The following is a 17495-nucleotide window of genomic DNA, read 5'->3' as shown; positions in this document are numbered from 1 at the left end:
GAGTCGCCTCGTGCGCGCGTACCTCGACCTCCTGCAGCGGATCCTCGACGAGGGCGTCGAGAAGTCCGACCGCACGGGCACCGGCACGCTCAGCGTGTTCGGCCACCAGATGCGCTTCGACCTGACCGAGGGCTTCCCGCTGGTCACGACGAAGAAGGTCCACACCCGGTCGGTGTTCGGCGAGCTGCTGTGGTTCCTGCGCGGCGACACCAACGTGACGTGGCTCCAGGAGCGCGGCATCTCGATCTGGGACGAGTGGGCCGACGCCGACGGCGACCTCGGCCCGGTCTACGGCCACCAGTGGCGCTCGTGGCCCACGCCCGACGGTCGCCACGTCGACCAGATCAGCCGCCTGGTCGAGGGCATCCGCTCCAACCCCGACTCGCGGCGCCACGTCGTCTCGGCGTGGAACGTCGCCGACGTCGACGACATGGCGCTGCCGCCGTGCCACACGCTCTTCCAGTTCTACGTCGCCGAGGGCCGGCTCTCGTGCCAGCTCTACCAGCGCTCGGCCGACACCTTCCTCGGCGTGCCGTTCAACATCGCCTCCTACGCCCTGCTCACGCACATGGTCGCCCAGGTGACGGGTCTCGAGGTCGGCGAGTTCGTCCACACGATGGGTGACGCCCACCTCTACCTCAACCACGTCGAGCAGGCCCGTCTCCAGCTGACCCGCGAGCCCCGCCCGCTGCCGCGGCTGGTGCTCGACCCGGAGGTCACCGAGATCGACGGCTTCGAGCTCGAGGACATCGCCGTCGAGGGCTACGACCCCCACCCCGTCATCAAGGCCCCCATTGCCGTCTGAGGGCGAGCGCCGGGTCGTCGCGGTCGCCGCCTACGCCCGCAACCGCGTCATCGGCGACCACGGCCGGATCCCGTGGCACATCCCGGAGGACTTCGCGCACTTCAAGCGCGAGACGATGGGACTGACGATGGTGATGGGCCGCCTCACCTACGACTCCATCGGCCGGCCGCTCCCCGGCCGGCGCACGATCGTCGTCACCCGCAACCCCGACTGGTCCGTCGGGGGCGTCGAGGTGGCCCACTCGCTCGAGGCCGCGGTCTCCCTGGCCGACCCGTCGGCCGACCTGGTCGTGGCCGGGGGAGCGCAGGTCTACGCCGAGGCGATGCCCCTCCTGACGCACCAGGTGCTCACCGAGGTCGACCTCGACGTGCCCGGCGACGCGTTCTACCCCGCCTTCGACCGCTCCGCGTGGCGCGAGACCCGTCGCGAGGCCGGGCCCGGGTGCAGCTGGGTGTGGTGGGAGCGTGCCTGATCCCGGGCCCGCCCTCGGGCTGGCCGTCGACGACGCCGCCGGTGCGGCGCCGTTCGAGCAGGTGCGCGACCAGATCCGTGCCCGGGTCGACGACGGCACACTGGCCCCGGGCACCCGCCTGCCGCCGGTCCGCGGCCTCGCGACGTCGCTCGGCCTCGCCGCCAACACCGTCGCGCGCGCCTACAAGGAGCTCGAGGCGCTCGGCGTGGTGGAGACCCGCGGGCGCGCCGGCACCGTCGTGCGCGGCTCCGGCGTCGAGCGCTCGGTGCGCGAGGCGGCAGCCGCCTACGTCGCCACGGCCCGCGCGCTCGGACTCGACGACGCCGCCGCCCTCGACGCCGTGCGCCGGGCGCTGCGCGCCTGATCCGCACGCACGTGACGCCCACGTGTCGCCCACGTGAGGCGGACCACACGGGGCGGGGAATGCCGGACGGTCGCGTGTCGTTGGACCGGGCAGTTGGTTCCGCATCATGCCCCCGGGCCTCACCCTTCGCCGCTGTGAGCGGCCGTTCGCCGAGAGGCGGCTGACGGGCCAGCGAGCGTCACCACGCAGCCACCCGACGGGTAAGCCCCGTCCGGGTGGCTGCGTGACGTCCGGGCCGTGGCAGGCTCGTGCCATGCCCGAGGTCCCCGACACGCACATCGTGGTGGCCGCCGTCGCCCTGGTGCGCGACGGCCGCGTGCTGACGGTGCGCAAGCGCGGCACCGAGCGGTTCATGCTTGTCGGCGGCAAGCTCGAGCCGGGGGAGACCGCACGCCAGGCCGCGCTGCGCGAGACGCTCGAGGAGGTGGGCCTGCAGGTCGAGGACGCCACCCCGCTCGGCGAGTTCCTCTCCGAGGCGGCCAACGAGCCCGGGCACACCCTGCACTCGACGGTGTTCTGGATCGAGTCCGACGCCGAGCCGGTCGCCTCCGCCGAGATCGCCGAGGTGAGGTGGACGCCGCTGCGCGACCACCCCGACGACCTGGCCCCGATGCTGGAGCACCACGTGCTGCCGGTGATCAGGAGCACCCTCGGCGTCTGAGGACCTCCCGTTCCCGGCGGGTGCTCAGGACGTGGATCGCCGGCCGATAGGAAGAGGCCTGCCCGACCCTCGCCCGACCCCGTCGCAAGGACCCCCGTTGCCCGCACCCCTGCCTGCCCTGCCTGCCCGCGCCCTGGGGGCCGCGGTGCTGGGTGCCGCCCTCGCGCTCGGTGCGCTGGCAGGCGCACCGACGTCCTCCGCGGACACCGCGGCGGCGTGCGACTCGCCGGGGCGCGCGGTCCCGCTCGACCGGGCCGTGGCGGAGGCTCCGGGCCTGGCCGCGGTCCGCGGCACCAGCGGTCTCGACGGCGCGACCCTGCGTCGCCTCGCCGGCGACGGCACCGCACGCCTCGACGGCTGCGGCCGGGTGTTCGTGGTCGACCACGCCGCCCCGCCCTCCGACCGCCCTCTGACCGACCCGTCCGCGGTGGCCGTCCCGGCCGACGTCCTCGCCCTGGCGTCGCGGCCGTCGTCGTCCCGCACGCTCTACCTCGACTTCGACGGCTCGACCTGGTCCGGGACCGCCTGGAACGGCGGCGCGGCCATCGAGTCGCCGGCGTACTCCATCGACGCCGACACCACGACCCTCTCCGCCCTCGAGCGCGCCCAGGTGTTCCTGGCGTGGCGCAGCGTCGCCGAGGACTTCGCGCCGTTCGACGTCAACGTCACGACGAGTGCGCCCGCGCCCGAGGCCCTGACCCGCACAAGCCCGAGCGACGCGACCTACGGCACGACGGTCGTGATCACCTCGACCAACGCGGTCGGCGCGGGCTGCGGGTGCGGCGGCAAGGCGTACGTCGGGGTGTTCGCCGGCGTCAACGCCCAGCGCTACCAGCCCGCGTGGGTCTTCACCGACGGGTCCGGCACCGGCGGCTACAACGTCGGGCAGGTCGTGAGCCACGAGGCAGGGCACACCTTCGGCCTCTCGCACGACGGCACGTCGAGCCAGGGCTACTACCAGGGGGCGAGCGGATGGGGTCCGATCATGGGCGCCTCCTACGGCCGCCGCGCCTCGCAGTGGTCGCGCGGCGAGTACGCCGACGCGAACAACACCGAGGACGACCTGGCCGTCCTCGCGGGCGTCGCGCCCCTGCTCCCCGACGACCACGCGGGCACGCCGACGCTGCTCGCGCCGGGCACGCCCCTGGACGGCCTGATCACCTCGCGCACGGACACCGACACGTTCGCCTTCCTCGCCGCCGGCGCGACCACCCTCGAGGTCAGCGGACCGCCCGACGTCTCCGACGTCGACGTCCTGCTCACCGTCCGCGGCGCGGGCGCCCGGGTCGTCGCGACCGTCGACCCCACCGGCCCCAGCGCCACCGACGACACCCTCGACGCGACCTGGACGGCCGACCTGCCGGCGACCGAGGCCGTCTACACCGCGGTCGTCGACGGCACCTCCCACGGCGACCCGTCGAGCCCGGGTGGCTACAGCGACTACGCCTCCATCGGCACCTACACCGTCACCCTCACCACGGCGGCCGGCCCGATCACCACCGTGCCCACCCCGGCCCCCGACCCGCCGCCGGTCGCGACGCCGACCCCCGGGACGCCCACCTCGAGCCCCAGCCCGACGCCCACCCCCACCCCGACGACGGGCACCCCGACCGGCACGCCCGTCGCCTTCACGACCGACCGCCTGCCGCGCGCCCGGTCGGGCGCGCGCTACCGCGCGACGATCCGGTTCACGGGTCCGGTCCTGGAGGCGAAGGTGTGGCTGACCCTGCCGCGCGGCCTGCGGTGGCGCGCGCGCAGCGACCGGCTCGTCGTCTCGGGCCGGCTGCACGGCCACGGCACCCGGCACCTCACGGCCGAGCTGCTGGCGAGCGACGGCACGACCGTGCGCCGCACGTTCCGCATCGTCGTGCGCTGACCTCAGCCGAACAGCGCGAGCTCGGGACCCCAGCCGTCGATCGTGGCGGTGGTGCGGGTGTGGCCCCTGCGCTCGTCGTGAACCGCGCAGGCCGGGCGGACGAGGGCGAACGACTCCCGGACGGCGGCCGGGTCTCCGTCGAGCAGGCGGCCCACCAGGTCGAGCAGCGGGTCCGCGGGCCAGCCGTCGAGGGGGTGCTCACGCAGCTCCCACGGCAGGTACTTGTTGTAGGGCCGCACCCGGCCGGCGAGCGCGAACACCACGTCGAGCAGCCACGCGACCGACTCGGCCGCGTCGAGCCGCGCCTCGAGCGCCCGGCCGTCCCGGTCGTTCTTCAACGCCCGGTAAACGAAGTTGAGCCAGCCGTCGAGCCGGTCGTGGTCGAGCAGCACCGCGTCGGCCTCCTCGGGGGTGAGGACGGCCTGGCGGTGCACGGCGCGGGTCAGCTCGCCGCCGGTGCGGTCGAGCAGCACCGGCGCCCAGGCGTAGGTCCAGCGGAACCACCAGCCCTCGGTCCCGAACGCCGGCACGTCGCACAGCTCGGACCACGCGTCGACGGCCTCGTCGAGGTCGGGGGAGTGCACGGTCGAGCGGCCGGCGGCCGCCTCGTCGGTGAGCACGACGACGACGTCGAGGTCGGAGCGGGCGGTGGCGTACGCGCGACCGGCGGACCCGCTGAGCACGAGGCCGAGCAGGCCGTCGCCGTGGGCCTCGTGGTTGCGCGCCGCCAGCGCCGTCAGCACGGCGCGCTGGTCGGCGTCGAGCCACGCCGGCAGGTCGAGGACGAGGTCGGGCACGAGGTCTCCTCCTCAGGGCGACGGCTCGGGCGGGAGGGTGCGCACGAACGCGACCGCGCGGTCCACCCAGGTGGCCAGCGCGGCGTCGTCGGCCAGCGCCGCCGTGTCCACCAGCAGCCACCCTGCCATCGGTCGTCCCCGCATCCGCATCGGAGCCACCGCGGCACCGTCGACCCAGCGCGCGGCGTCGGCCGGGTCGGCCCGCACCATCAGCGCGCCGGAGCTCCCGGCCGCCACGGCCATGTGCCCGTCGACCATGAACCCCAGCCCACCGAACATCCGGCGCGACGTCACGCCGGGCTCGCCGTCGAGCAGGTCGTGCAGTCGCTGCGCCAGCACCTCGTCGTGGGCCATGTCGGCAGTATGCGGCTCGCCGCCGACACCCGCGCGGCGCGGGAGCGATAACCTTCGCGCATGACCTCTGTCCCGTTCGGCCGGCTGCTGACCGCGATGGCCACCGCGTTCCACGAGGACGGCACCGTCGACCTGGAGGCGACCGCCCGGATCGCGGTCCACCTGGTCGACCACGGCAACGACGGCGTCGTGGTCAGCGGCACCACCGGCGAGAGCCCCACCACGTCGGTGGCCGAGGACGGCCACGTGCTGCGCGCGGTCAAGGACGCCGTCGGCGACCGCGCCGTGGTGGTCGCGGGCGTCGGCACCAACTCCACCGCCCACTCCGTCGAGCTGGCCCAGCAGGCGGCGAAGGTCGGGGCCGACGGTGTGCTGCTCGTCAGCCCCTACTACAACAAGCCCGGCCAGGTCGGCCTGCGCCACCACTTCGACTCCGTCGTCGAGGCCACCGACCTGCCCGTGATGCTCTACGACGTGCCCGGCCGCACGGCCAGCCTGATCGAGCTCGAGACCTACGAGGCGATGCGCCGCCACGACCACGTCGTGGCGGTGAAGGACGCCTCCGGCCTGCTGGCCCGCACGGCGCTGCTCACCGACATGGGCTACGCCGTCTACTCCGGCGACGACGTCAACACCCTGGGCTACCTCGCCTACGGCGGCGTCGGCCTGGTCTCGGTCGTCGCCCACGCCGCCGGCGACCGCCTGGCGTCGATGATCGACGCATGGGCGCGCGGCGACCACGCCGAGGCCCTGCGCGTCCACACGTCGCTGGTCCCGGCCTTCGACGCCGTCATGGGCGTCCCCAACTACGGAGCCACCACCGCGAAGGCAGCCCTCGAGCTGCTGGGGGTGCTCGACAACCGCCGCGTCCGCGGCCCGCTGGTCGCCCTGGACGACGACGAGGTCGCGGCACTGCGTGCCGGCCTCGCCGCCGCCGGCCTGATCTGACTGACACCGAACGAAGGATTCCCTTGAGCCATCCCCACCCCGACCTGAGCGCACCCGCCCCCCTCGTCGCAGGAGGCCTGCGGGTCATCCCGCTCGGCGGACTGGGCGAGGTGGGTCGCAACATGACCGCGTTCGAGTACGACGGCCGGTTGCTCCTGGTCGACTGCGGCGTGCTGTTCCCCGAGGACCACCACCCCGGCGTGGACCTGATCCTCCCTGACTTCACCCCCATCCGCGAGCGCCTGGACGCCGTCGAGGCTCTGGTCCTGACCCACGGCCACGAGGACCACATCGGCGCGACGCCGTACCTCCTGCGCGAGCGCGGCGACATCCCGCTCGTCGGCTCCCGGCTCACCCTGGCGCTGCTCGGCTCCAAGCTGCGCGAGCACCGGCTCAAGGAGACCGCTCAGTACGAGGTCGCCGAGGGCCAGACCATCACCTTCGGCCCGTTCGTCCTCGAGTTCGTCGCGGTCAACCACTCGATCCCCGACGCGCTCGCGGTCGTGATCCGCACCGGCGCCGGCGTCGTGCTCCACACCGGCGACTTCAAGATGGACCAGCTCCCGCTCGACGGCCGGATCACCGACCTCAACGAGTTCGCGCGCCTCGGCGACGAGGGCGTCGACCTCTTCCTCACCGACTCCACCAACGCCGAGGTGCCGGGCTTCACCACCTCGGAGAAGGACATCTCCCCGGTCCTCGAGCGGGTCTTCGCCAAGAGCGACCAGCGCATCATCGTGGCCTGCTTCGCCTCCCACGTGCACCGCGTGCAGCAGGTGCTCGACGCCGCGGTCGCCCACGGCCGCAAGGTGGGCTACGTCGGCCGGTCGATGGTGCGCAACATGGCCATCGCCCAGGAGCTCGGCTACCTCACCGTCCCGCCCGGCGTGATGGTCGAGGCCAAGGAGCTCGCCGACCTGCCGCCGCACAAGCAGGTGCTCATCTCCACCGGCTCGCAGGGCGAGCCGATGTCGGCGCTGAGCCGCATCGCCCAGCGCAGCCACCACTTCGTGCACCTCGAGGAGGGCGACACCGTCGTCCTCGCCAGCTCGCTGATCCCGGGCAACGAGAACGCCGTCTACCGCGTCATCAACGGCCTGTCGCGCCTCGGCGCCAACGTGGTCCACAAGGGCAACGCGCTGGTGCACGTCTCCGGGCACGCCAGCGCCGGCGAGCTGCTCTACTGCTACAACATCGTCAAGCCGCGCAACGTGATGCCGGTCCACGGCGAGGTCCGCCACATGCGCGCCAACGCCGACCTCGCCCGCGCCACCGGCGTGGAGAACGTCGTGCTCGCCGAGGACGGCGTCGTGGTCGACCTGGTCGACGGCGTCGCGAAGGTGGTCGGCAAGGTCGAGGTCGGCTACGTCTTCGTCGACGGCACCACCATCGGCGAGGTCTCCGAGGCCTCGATGAAGGACCGCCGGATCCTGGGCGAGGAGGGCTTCCTCTCGGTGATCGTCGTGGTCGACTCGGTGACCGGCAAGGTCGTCTCCGGCCCCGAGATCCACGCCCGCGGCTTCGCCGAGGACGAGACCGCCTTCGAGGCGGTGCGCCAGCCGATCATCGACGCGATCGACGCCGCGGTGGCCGACGGCACCAGCGACCCCTACCAGCTCCAGCAGACCGTCCGGCGTGTCGTGGGCCGTTGGGTCAACCGTGCGCACCGTCGACGCCCCATGATCATCCCTGTGGTGATCGAGGCCTGAGGGCCTACGATCGGCCGGGTCCGGGCAGCGGGCCGGCAGGACGCGGGCGAGGGCAGGACGTGGGGAGGTTCGCAGTGCCGTACCAGGAAGGCGCGCTGAGCCGTCTCGCCGAGCTGATGCGGCGGGTGAACTCCTCCACCGACACCGAGGTGATCCTGGAGGAGATCGCGCGCGGCGTGGTCGACGTGCTCGGCTACGGCGTCGCGGCGATCGCGCGCCTCGACGGCGACACGCTGGTGATGACCAACGTGGCCGGGCCGCCGGAGGTGGTCGCCGAGATCCTGCACCGCCGCACGCCGGCCAACCAGATCCTCGACGAGTTCCGGCAGGCCGACAAGTGGGGCATCCTGCGCTTCGTCCCGGCCGGACGGATGTCGGAGGAGCGGCTGCGCGCGGCGTGGATCCCCGACCTCGAGACCGCCGACGACGACCCCGAGGCGTGGCACCCGCAGCACGCCCTCTACGCGCCGCTCTACGCCGCCAGCGGCGAGCTGCTCGGCAACATGGCCGTCGACCTGCCCCGCGACAACCGGATGCCCAGCCAGGCCGAGCGCGAGCTGCTGGAGATGTTCGTGGTCCAGGCAGGCGTCGCGCTGTCCAACGCCCGCGAGCACGAGCGGCTCACCGAGCGGGTCCGGCTCGACCGGATGATCGCCTCCGTCGCCGGGTCCGGCACGCAGTCGAGCCTGTCGCAGACGCTGGCGTCGGCGGCGACGGCCATCGAGGAGAGCCTCGGCACCGTCCAGGCCTGGGTGCGCACGTTCCCGATCGACGCGCAGGGTCGCGAGCTCGGTGCGGGGAGCCCGCTGCCCTTCGCCGTCGAGCACGAGGTGCCGGAGCTCCGTGAGGACCTGCTCAGCCAGGTCGTCCTCAACCCGCTGCCCGGGCTCGTCGAGATCGGGGTCGACGACGTCGCCTCGGCGCTCCTGCCCGCGAGCCGGAAGCCGCTGCAGGAGGTGATGCGCGCGGTCGGGGCCCGTCGGGCCGTGGTGTGCCCGCTCGTCTCTCTCGACGAGCTGGTCGGCTACGCGATCCTCGGCTTCGAAAGCCGGACGCGCTCGCTGAGCCCGCGCGAGACCGACGCTGTCCTGGAGGTCGGCCGGCTGCTCGGCCAGATCGTGCGCGCCTCGCGGGTGCTGGAGACCGAGCAGCGGCTGGTGCAGGAGCTGCGCGAGCTCGCCCGCTACCGCAGCGAGCTCATCGCCACGATCTCGCACGAGCTCAAGACCCCGCTGACGGCGATCCTGGGCCACGCCGAGCTGGTCGCCGACCGGCACCCCGACCTCACCTCGATCGACGCCATCATCCGCAATGCGCAGCGCCTGGCCCACCTGGTGGCCAACCTCCTCCACTACTCCCGCGTGCAGGGCCGTCGCGAGACGGTGCGCCGCGCGGTCGACCTGGTCGAGCTGTGCGAGGCGAGCGTGGACCTGCTCGGCATCCGCGCCGGGCAGGCGGGCGTGGCGCTGTCGTTCCGCAGCACGACGGACGGGCCGGTCGTGGTCTTCGGCGATCCCGAGGAGCTGGCGCGGGTCGTGGACAACATGGTCGACAACGCCGTCAAGTACACCCGTGAGGGCGGCAGCGTCGAGGTGACGATGCAGGTCACCGACGACGAGGTGGTCGTGGAGGTGGCCGACACCGGCATGGGCATCTCGCCGGCCGACCAGCAGCACGTGTTCTCCGCGTTCCACCGCTCGACCAACCCCAACGCGCTCTCCATCCCCGGCACGGGCCTGGGGCTCCCGATCGCCGAGCGCATCGCGGAGTCGCACGGTGGCACCCTGGGCGTGACCTCCGAGCTGGGGGTCGGCAGCACCTTCCGGTTCACCCTCCCGCTGCGGAGCGCACGGGACGCGACGGGCTGACCGGACGGGGCTCCTCGCTCCCGACCCGCACGACCCGGTCCACGACGTCGAGACCGACGGTCCCGTGGGTGATCCACACGACGGACCGGCCGGCCCGTGCGGCGGAGCCCAGCATCTCGACGGCGACGGCGCGCGCCGTGGGGCCGTCGAGGTGGGCGGTGGGCTCGTCGAGCACCAGCACCTGCGGGTCGGCGAGCAGCGACCGCGCCAGGGCCAGCCGGGCCCGCTCGCCGCCGGACACCTCGCGGGACCCGGCACCGACGTGGGTGTGGAGGCCGTCGGGCAGCGCGTCGACCCACGCCCCGAGCCGGGCGCGGTCCAGCGCGGACCGCACGTCGTCGTCCGACGCCCCGGGCCGGGCGAGCCGGACGTTCTCCACCACGGTGGAGGCGAACACGTGCGGGTCGTCGTCGACCAGCCCGACGCGCGCCCGTACGTCGGCCAGTGCCAGGTCGCGCAGGTCGGTGCCGTCGAGCAGCAGGCTGCCGGACACGGGATCGATGAAGCGGACCAGGCTCGCGGCGAGCGTCGACTTGCCCGAGCCCGAGGGGCCGGTGATCGCCAGGTGCTCGCCCGCACGCACGGAGAGGCCGGTGACGTCGAGCACGGGGCGGGAGTCCCAGCCCAGCACGGCGTCCGCGGACCGCACGTCGTGCCCGTGGGGCGGCGCGGCGGGGACGGCTGGGTCCTGGACGGCCGGCGACGACGCCGCGAGGCGGTCGAGCCGCGCACGAGCCGCACCCGAGCGGACGGACAGGGCGCCGGCGTCGGCGAGCCCGGCCGTGACGTCGCCCAGCGCCAGGGGCACGAGCAGGAGCAGGGCCAGCATCGCCGGCGAGACGTGGCCCGTCGGCACGGCTGCCGCGACGGCCACGACCCCCAGGCCCGCGGCGGCGGTGGTGAGGGCGGTGCCCGCCGCCACCGCGCGCACCGACCGGGCGACCGCGGCTGCGAGCGCGTCGGACTCCGCGCGCACCGCGAGGAGCGCGCGCTCGGTGGCGCCCCACTGCTCGAGGTCGCGCAGGCCGTGGGCCAGCTCCTCGACCTTCGTGCCGAGGCCGGCACGACGGGTCACCAGGTCCTCCTCGGCGCTGCGCGCCCCCCGGCGCGCCAGCAGGAAGGAGACGGCCCCCGTGGCCGAGACCGCCAGGACGACGGCACCGGCTGCGGGGTGCACCAGGGCGGTGAGGAGCACCGCACCGACACCCACGAGCAGGGCCGTGGCCACGGGCTGCCGCACGCGCAGCCGCTCGTCGAGCAGTGCGTCGACGTCGTCGACGACCCGGGTGAGGAGGTCGCCGCGCCGCGGCCCGAGGCGTCCCGGGACGAGGGGGACGAGGTCGGCGAACACCTGCGCGCGCCGCTCGGCGAGCTCGCGCAGCACGACGTCGTGGCTCAGCACGCGCTCGGCGTGGCGCAGCACCGGACGCGCCAGGCCGAAGAGCCGCACCCCGACGATGGCCACCATCAGGTACAGCACCGGGGGGTGCTCGCTGGCGCGGGTGATCAGCCAGCCGGCGGTCGCGGTGAGGGCCAGGCCGGACGCGGTGGACAGGGCGCCCAGCACGGTCGCGGTCCGCAGGCCCCAGCGGGGCCGGCGCCCGTCCTCGGCAGCGGCCCGCACCGGCTCCGCCGCGTCGGGGTGGCGGCGTACGACATCCGCGGGGACCGCAGGGGTGTCGCCCGCCGCCACGGTGGCGGGGACCAGGCGGACGACGTGGTCGGCGGCGTCGAGGACGGCCGGCCGGTGCGCCACGACGACGACCAGGCTGGTGCGGGCCAGGCGGGCGACGGTGGCGAGCAGGACCTGCTCGGTCTCCTCGTCGAGGTGGGCGCTCGGCTCGTCGAGCAGCACGACCGGTCGTCGGGCCAGCACGACGCGGGCCAGGGCCACCCGGGCGCGCTGCCCGGCGGACAGCCCGGTGCCGTCCTCGCCCAGCGCGGCGTCGAGCCTGCCGGGCAGCTCGCGGACGACTGCGGCGAGGCCGACGGCGTCCAGGGCCTCCCAGACCTCGTCGTCACCCGCGGACGGGCGACCGATCCGCACGTTGTCGCCGACCGACCCCGCCACGAGCCACGGCCGCTGCGGCGCCCAAGCGACGCGGCTGCGCCACCAGGTCGGGTCCACGTCGCCCAGCGCGACGCCGCCGACGAGCACCTCGCCGCCCACCGGCGCCAGCTCGCCGCGGACCGTCGCGAGCAGGGTGGACTTGCCGCACCCGGACGGGCCGGCGATCGCGACCAGGCCGCGCGCGGGCAGCGCGAGGTCGAGCGGTGCGACGAGGGGCGACGCGGGGGAGTGGCCGACCTCGAGCCCGCGGAGCGCCAGCGTGGTGCCGCCCGGCACCGCCGTGCCGTCGGGGCGGGTGGCACGAGCGAGCACCTCGTCGGCGCGGGCGAGCGCCGCGGCACCCTCCGCGGCCGCGTGGAACTCCGCGCCCACGCGACGCAGCGGCCAGTACGCCTCGGGCGCCAGCAGCAGCACGGTCAGCGCCACCCGGAAGTCGACCGACCCCGACGCCAGGCGCAGGCCGACGGTCACCGCGACCAGCGCCACCGAGAGCGTGGCGACCAGCTCGAGCACGGACGAGGAGGCGAAGGCCAGCCGGAGCGTCTCGACGGTGGCCCTGCGGTAGCGGTGGGTGACCGAGCGGATGGTGTCGACCTGTGCGGCGGCGCGACGGTGGGCGACCAGGGTCGGCAGCCCGCGGACGACGTCGAGGAAGTGGCCCGAGAGGGCCTCCATGGCCCGCCACTGGTGCGCGGCCCGGTCGCGCGTGGTCATCCCGACGAGGATCGCGAAGACCGGCACGAGCGGCAGCGTGAGGGTCACGACCAGTCCCGACAGCCGGTCCAGCCAGGTGATCGCGGCGAGCGTCACCAGCGGCAGCACCGCGGCCGGCACGAGGGAGGGGAGGTAGCGGGTGACGTAGGGCTCCACGCCGCTGACGCCGCGGGTGGCAAGCACCGCCAGCCCGGCGGGACCGGTGGCCGGGTCGTGGCGCGCCGCGTCGAGCAGCCGGTCGCGCAGCGCCCCCGAGACCTGCCCGGCCGCGCGGACCGCGGCGCGCTGACCGGCGTACGCCGCCCCGGTCCGGAGCAGCACCAGGCCCGCCAGCCACCAGCCGGCGGCCTGCCAGTCGCCCGTGGTGACCGCCGCGACCACCAGGGCGCCGAGGGCGAAGGCCTGGGCGACCGTGGCGAGGCCGCCGACGACGCCGCTCGCCACGACGGCGGCCAGCGCACCTCGCGCGGGCCGGAGGTGCGGCAGGACGACCGGGTCGAGCGGCCTCACGGCGCGGCGGTCCCGGCCAGCTCGGCCGCGGGGATGTGGTGGACCGAGATCCGCTTGCGGAAGATCCAGTAGGTCCACGCCTGGTAGCACAGGACGATCGGGGTGAAGACGACCGCGACCCACGTCATCACCTTCAGCGTGTACGCCGTCGCCGCCGCGTTGGTGGTGGTGAGGGAGAAGGCCGGGTCGGTGCTGGACGGCATCACGTCGGGGAAGAGCGCGAGGAACAGGCCGACGACGGCGAGCGCGATGGTGACGAAGGTGCCGACGAAGGCCCAGCCCTCGCTGCCTGCCCGGGCGGCCACGAGCCCGCCGACCAGCGCCAGCGCGGCGACCGCGAACACCACGGCGGTGACCGGGGTGCCGGTCCTCGCCTGCGTCCAGACCAGGAACACGACAGCCAGCACGGCGGCGACGGTCCCGACCCGCACCGCGAGGTCGCGGGCGCGGTGGCGGATGTCGCCGTCGGTCTTGAGGGCCACGAACATCGCGCCGTGGGTCAGGAACAGGGTCAGCGTGACCAGCCCGCCGAGGATGCCGAACGGGTTGAGCAGGGTGAGGAGGCTGCCCGTGAACTCCTTGTCGGCGTCGATCGGGACGCCGGCGACGATGTTGGCGAACGCCACGCCCCACAGGAACGCCGGCAGGACGGAGCCGACGATGATGGCGAGGTCCCAGCGCTGCTTCCACTCGGCCTCCTCGCGCTTGTGGCGGTACTCGAAGGCCAGGCCGCGGACGATCAGGCCCACGAGGATGAGCAGCAGCGGGAGGTAGAAGCCGCTGAAGAGCGTCGCGTACCACTCGGGGAAGGCGGCGAACGTGGCGCCGCCGGCGACCAGGACCCAGACCTCGTTGCCGTCCCAGACGGGGCCGATCGTGTTGATCATGACGCGCCGCTCGGTGTCGTCGCGGGCGAGGACCGGCAGCAGCATCCCGACGCCGAAGTCGAAGCCCTCGAGGCAGAAGTACCCGACCCACAGCACGGCGATGAGTGCGAACCAGACGGTGGTCAGTTCCATGACGGTGTTTTCCTCGGTCGTTGGGGGAGGTGGGTGGTCGAGCGGGGATCAGTAGGCGAAGGTGAGCGGCCTGTCGTCGGCGGCACCGCCGAGGGGGACGTCCGGCGGCTCCACGAAGGGCTCGGCGCCGGCCTTGACGTACTTCACGAGCAGCCCGACCTCGACGACCGCGAGCCCGGCGTAGAGCAGGGTGAGGACGATGAGAGAGGTCGCCGCCTCGAACACCGACACGCCGGGGGACACGGCGTGCTCGGTGGTCATCAGGCCGAACACCACCCAGGGCTGGCGGCCCATCTCGGTGAAGATCCAGCCCCACGAGCTGGCCAGCGTGACCGCGATCGGCAGGGACAGCCCGAGCGTGCCCAGCCAGCGCACGCCGGGGGTGCGCCCCTTGCGGGTCAGCCACAGGATGAGGGCCGCGCCGCCGGCACCGAAGAAGCCCAGGCCCATCATGAAGCGGAAGGACCAGTACGTCACCGGGATCACGGGCGTGTAGTCGCCCTGGGTCGCGGTCGTCGAGGTGGGGTCCTGCCCGTACTGCTCGACGTACTGCTCGCGCAGCGGGTTGATCCCCTCGACCTCGCCGTCGACGGAGCCGGTGCCGAGGAACGACAGGAGGCAGGGCACGGTGACCGCGAACTTCTCGTGCCTGCCGTCGGGGGTGCCGACGGTGAAGACCGAGAACGGCGCGCAGCGCTCGCTGGTCTCGTAGAGACCCTCTGCGGCCGCCATCTTCATCGGCTGGACCTCGGTCATCACCTTGCCCTGCAGGTCGCCGGTGGCGGCCACGCCGAGGCCGGCGAGCAGGGTGACGACCGCGCCGATGCGGATGGCGCGGTGGTAGAGCGGTCGGTCGTGCTCGTGGCCCCGCTTCATGTAGAGGTAGGCCGCGACGCCCATGAGGAAGGCACCGGCGGTCATGTAGGCGGCGAGGATCACGTGGGGGAAGGTGACCAGCTGCACCTTGTTGACCATGACGGCCCAGAAGTCGGTGAGCTCCGCCCGTCCCGACTCGGGGTTGTAGCGGTAGCCGACCGGGTGCTGCATCCACGAGTTGGCGGCGAGGATGAACCACGACGAGGCGAGCGTGCCGAGGTGCACCAGCCACATGCACGCCGCGTGCAGCCCGCGGGGGAGCTTGTCCCAGCCGAAGATCCACAGCCCGAGGAACGTGGACTCGAGGAAGAACGCCAGCAGGCCCTCGACCGCCAGCGGTGCGCCGAAGACGTCGCCGACGAAGCGGGAGTAGTCCGACCAGTTCATCCCGAACTGGAACTCCTGCACGATGCCGGTCACCACGCCGATCGCGAAGTTGATGAGGAAGAGCTTGCCGAAGAACTTCGTCAGCCGGAGGTACTCAGGGTCGCGGGTGCGCACCCACGCGGTCTCGAGACCGGCGATCACGGCCGTGAGGCCGATCGTCAGGGGGACGAACAGGAAGTGGTAGACGGTGATGATCCCGAACTGCCAGCGGGCGATGTCGAGGACGTCCATGAGCACCCTTTCGGCGCAGCGATTACTACGATCTGTAGTAGATACTACGCCGTGTCGTAGTTCTGCGCACAGGGCCCCTAGACTCACGTCCCATGAGTCCAAGGTCCCTCAACGGCGAGCTCGAGCAGGCGATCCTCGAGGCGCTCTGGTCGCTCGACGCCGCGGCCGGTGACGGCCGCCGGGGCGCGAGCGGTCGCGAGGTCCACGACGCCCTGCGCGAGCGCGATCTCGCGTACACGACCGTGATGACCGTGCTCGACCGACTCGCTCGCAAGGACCTGCTGGTGCGCGAGCGGGAGGGCCGCGCGTTCCGCTACGTGCCCACCCAGTCGCGCGCCGAGCTGACCGCGGGGCTGATGCGCGAGGCGCTCGACGGCACCGGCGACGACCGGCGCCAGGCGCTGGTGTCCTTCGTGGGGGAGGCGAGCGCGGAGGACCTCGCGGCGCTGCGGCAGGCCCTCGACGACCTGGGCTGAGCCCCCCGTGCTGACGCCGATCGCGCTGGGGGCGCTGGCCGTCGTCCTCGCCGGGCCGCTGCCGTCGGTGCTGGCCCGCTGGTCGCGGCTGCGTCTCACTCCGGCCGCGGCGATGCTGCTGTGGCAGAGCACGGCCGCGGCCGCCGTCCTGGCGGCCCTGGGCGCGGGGCTCTCGCTGGCCACCGACCGCCTGTGGGTGCCACCGGTCGCGGTCGCCGACCTCGTCGTGGCCGCCCTCGCGGGCGCCGTCACCCTGGTCGTCACCGGACGGCTCCTCCTCAGCGGGCACCTGACCGGCACCGCGCTGCGCCGCGTGCGCCGCAGCCACCGCGAGCGCGTCGACCTCGTCGCGCGGATGGAGCAGGGCGTCTCCGTGCTCGACAGCGAGCTGCCGGTGGCCTACTGCGTGCCCGGCATGGCCGGCTCGCGGATCGTCGTCTCGCGCTCGGCGCTCGACCGGCTCGGTCCGGCCGAGCTCGAGGCGGTGCTGGAGCACGAGCGCTCCCACCTGAGGGCCCGCCACGACCTGGTGCTCGAGGCGTTCACGGTGCTCCACCGCGCGTTCCCGCGGTGGGTGGCCAGCCGTGCGGCACGGGCCGAGGTCGAGGTGCTGGTGGAGGTGCTGGCCGACCGTGCCGCCGTACGCCACGGCGACCGCCGCGCCCTGCTCGGCGCGCTGGTGACCCTGGCCGGGACGGCCACGCCCGCGGGAGCGCTCGGGTCCGCAGGATCGCTCGCGGCTCGGGTCAGCGTGCTGCGCGACGAGCGCCGCCACCGCGCCCAGGCCGCGGCCGTCGTCGCGCTGGCGGTAGCGTTCCTGGCCCTGCCGACCGTGCTGGTCGTGCTGCCCTGGCTCTCCGGTCTGCGCACCGGCTGACGTCCCCGACGCCGCCCGACGGGGTCCGGACGCCGAGAGGCCCCGGCGGATCGCTCCGCCGGGGCCTCCCGGTGCTGCTGGTGGTGCTGGTGGTGCTGTGCCGTTCGGGTGTCAGGTGCCGACCGGGGTCAGCGGACGACCTTGAACGTCATCTTGTCCTTGCTGCGCTTCACACCGTCGGTGCCCTTGTAGATGACCACGAGGGTGTGCTTGCCGACCTTGTAGTCCTGGGTGACCTTCAGCACGGCACGCTCCTTGTGGAGCTTCTTGACGGCGACCTTCTTGCCGTCGATGCGGAAGATGACCTTGCCCTTCGCCTTGGCCTCGCCCTTGGCGGCGACCTTCGCGATGACCTTGAAGTCCTCGCCGAACTCCGGCTTGGCCGGCTTCAGCTTGGCAATGGTCTTGGACGTGACCTCGTCGCTCGGCGTCGGGGTCGGGGTCGGGGTCGGGGTCGTGCCGGGAGCGGCGCAGACCTGG

At 73.8% G+C, this 17495-nt stretch carries 16 protein-coding genes; 10 read left to right on the top strand and 6 right to left on the bottom strand.

Features of this window, described 5'->3' with window-relative positions; translation table 11 throughout:
* The first annotated feature begins 10 nt into the window (after positions 1-10).
* From ACFFJG_RS14885 to ACFFJG_RS14865, 5 genes are all read left to right on the top strand, one after another.
* The gene (locus tag ACFFJG_RS14885; RefSeq protein ID WP_378519566.1) at positions 11-805 is read left to right on the top strand and encodes a thymidylate synthase; all 795 of its coding nucleotides are present in this window, start codon (positions 11-13) and stop codon (positions 803-805) included.
* A complete protein-coding gene (locus ACFFJG_RS14880) occupies positions 795-1277 on the top strand; it encodes a dihydrofolate reductase (RefSeq protein WP_378519565.1) in 483 nt (160 codons plus the stop codon). Before ACFFJG_RS14885 ends, ACFFJG_RS14880 begins: the two co-directional genes overlap by 11 nt.
* Positions 1270-1641, top strand: coding sequence for a GntR family transcriptional regulator (locus tag ACFFJG_RS14875; protein WP_378519564.1), 372 nt, complete (start codon positions 1270-1272; stop codon positions 1639-1641). The genes ACFFJG_RS14880 and ACFFJG_RS14875 overlap by 8 nt, the downstream gene beginning before the upstream one ends.
* A gap of 253 nt (positions 1642-1894) precedes the next feature.
* Positions 1895-2302, top strand: a complete 408-nt coding sequence (locus ACFFJG_RS14870) for an NUDIX hydrolase (protein ID WP_378519563.1) — start codon at positions 1895-1897, stop codon at positions 2300-2302.
* Between the two features lie 97 nt (positions 2303-2399).
* Complete coding sequence (locus ACFFJG_RS14865) at positions 2400-4178, top strand: M12 family metallo-peptidase (protein WP_378519562.1); 1779 nt, start codon at positions 2400-2402, stop codon at positions 4176-4178.
* A gap of 2 nt (positions 4179-4180) precedes the next feature.
* Here the strand turns inward: ACFFJG_RS14865 and ACFFJG_RS14860 are convergent, their stop codons facing one another.
* Both ACFFJG_RS14860 and ACFFJG_RS14855 read right to left on the bottom strand, forming a co-directional pair.
* On the bottom strand, positions 4181-4975 hold the full coding sequence (locus tag ACFFJG_RS14860; RefSeq protein ID WP_378520359.1) for a hypothetical protein: 795 nt from the start codon (positions 4973-4975) through the stop codon (positions 4181-4183).
* Positions 4976-4987: 12 nt separating this feature from the next.
* A complete protein-coding gene (locus ACFFJG_RS14855) occupies positions 4988-5329 on the bottom strand; it encodes a TfoX/Sxy family protein (protein WP_378519561.1) in 342 nt (113 codons plus the stop codon).
* 60 nt (positions 5330-5389) lie between these two features.
* Between ACFFJG_RS14855 and dapA the strand changes: the two genes are divergently transcribed.
* From dapA to ACFFJG_RS14840, 3 genes are all read left to right on the top strand, one after another.
* A complete protein-coding gene (gene dapA / locus ACFFJG_RS14850; RefSeq protein WP_378519560.1) occupies positions 5390-6277 on the top strand; it encodes a 4-hydroxy-tetrahydrodipicolinate synthase in 888 nt (295 codons plus the stop codon).
* Between the two features lie 23 nt (positions 6278-6300).
* The gene (locus ACFFJG_RS14845) at positions 6301-7986 is read left to right on the top strand and encodes a ribonuclease J (RefSeq protein WP_378519559.1); all 1686 of its coding nucleotides are present in this window, start codon (positions 6301-6303) and stop codon (positions 7984-7986) included.
* Between the two features lie 74 nt (positions 7987-8060).
* The gene (locus ACFFJG_RS14840; protein ID WP_378519558.1) at positions 8061-9854 is read left to right on the top strand and encodes an ATP-binding protein; all 1794 of its coding nucleotides are present in this window, start codon (positions 8061-8063) and stop codon (positions 9852-9854) included.
* Here the strand turns inward: ACFFJG_RS14840 and cydD are convergent.
* Genes cydD through ACFFJG_RS14825 form a run of 3 tightly spaced genes read right to left on the bottom strand, consistent with a single transcriptional unit; the run spans position 9814 to position 15662 of the window.
* Complete coding sequence (gene cydD / locus ACFFJG_RS14835; protein WP_378519557.1) at positions 9814-13149, bottom strand: thiol reductant ABC exporter subunit CydD; 3336 nt, start codon at positions 13147-13149, stop codon at positions 9814-9816. The two genes, ACFFJG_RS14840 and cydD, sit on opposite strands and share 41 nt — an antisense overlap.
* Positions 13146-14168, bottom strand: coding sequence for a cytochrome d ubiquinol oxidase subunit II (gene cydB / locus ACFFJG_RS14830; RefSeq protein WP_378519556.1), 1023 nt, complete (start codon positions 14166-14168; stop codon positions 13146-13148). Before cydB ends, cydD begins: the two co-directional genes overlap by 4 nt.
* 48 nt (positions 14169-14216) lie before the next feature.
* Positions 14217-15662, bottom strand: a complete 1446-nt coding sequence (locus tag ACFFJG_RS14825; RefSeq protein ID WP_378519555.1) for a cytochrome ubiquinol oxidase subunit I — start codon at positions 15660-15662, stop codon at positions 14217-14219.
* 92 nt (positions 15663-15754) lie between these two features.
* Between ACFFJG_RS14825 and ACFFJG_RS14820 the strand changes: the two genes are divergently transcribed.
* Positions 15755-16138: a BlaI/MecI/CopY family transcriptional regulator gene (locus ACFFJG_RS14820; protein WP_378519554.1), complete on the top strand. Its 384-nt coding sequence runs from the start codon at positions 15755-15757 to the stop codon at positions 16136-16138.
* 7 nt (positions 16139-16145) lie between these two features.
* Positions 16146-17015: a M56 family metallopeptidase gene (locus tag ACFFJG_RS14815; RefSeq protein ID WP_378519553.1), complete on the top strand. Its 870-nt coding sequence runs from the start codon at positions 16146-16148 to the stop codon at positions 17013-17015.
* Positions 17016-17143: 128 nt separating this feature from the next.
* Here the strand turns inward: ACFFJG_RS14815 and ACFFJG_RS14810 are convergent.
* Positions 17144-17495, bottom strand: a 352-nt coding sequence (locus tag ACFFJG_RS14810) for an Ig-like domain repeat protein (RefSeq protein WP_378519552.1), incomplete at its 5' end; no start/stop codon positions are given.

The sequence above is a fragment of the Nocardioides zeicaulis genome (genome assembly GCF_042432345.1).
In the GTDB taxonomy this organism is placed as follows: Bacteria; Actinomycetota; Actinomycetes; order Propionibacteriales; family Nocardioidaceae; genus Nocardioides; species Nocardioides zeicaulis.
Note: the sequence above shows the minus strand (reverse complement) of the source record. Positions and strands in the feature narration are given on the sequence as shown.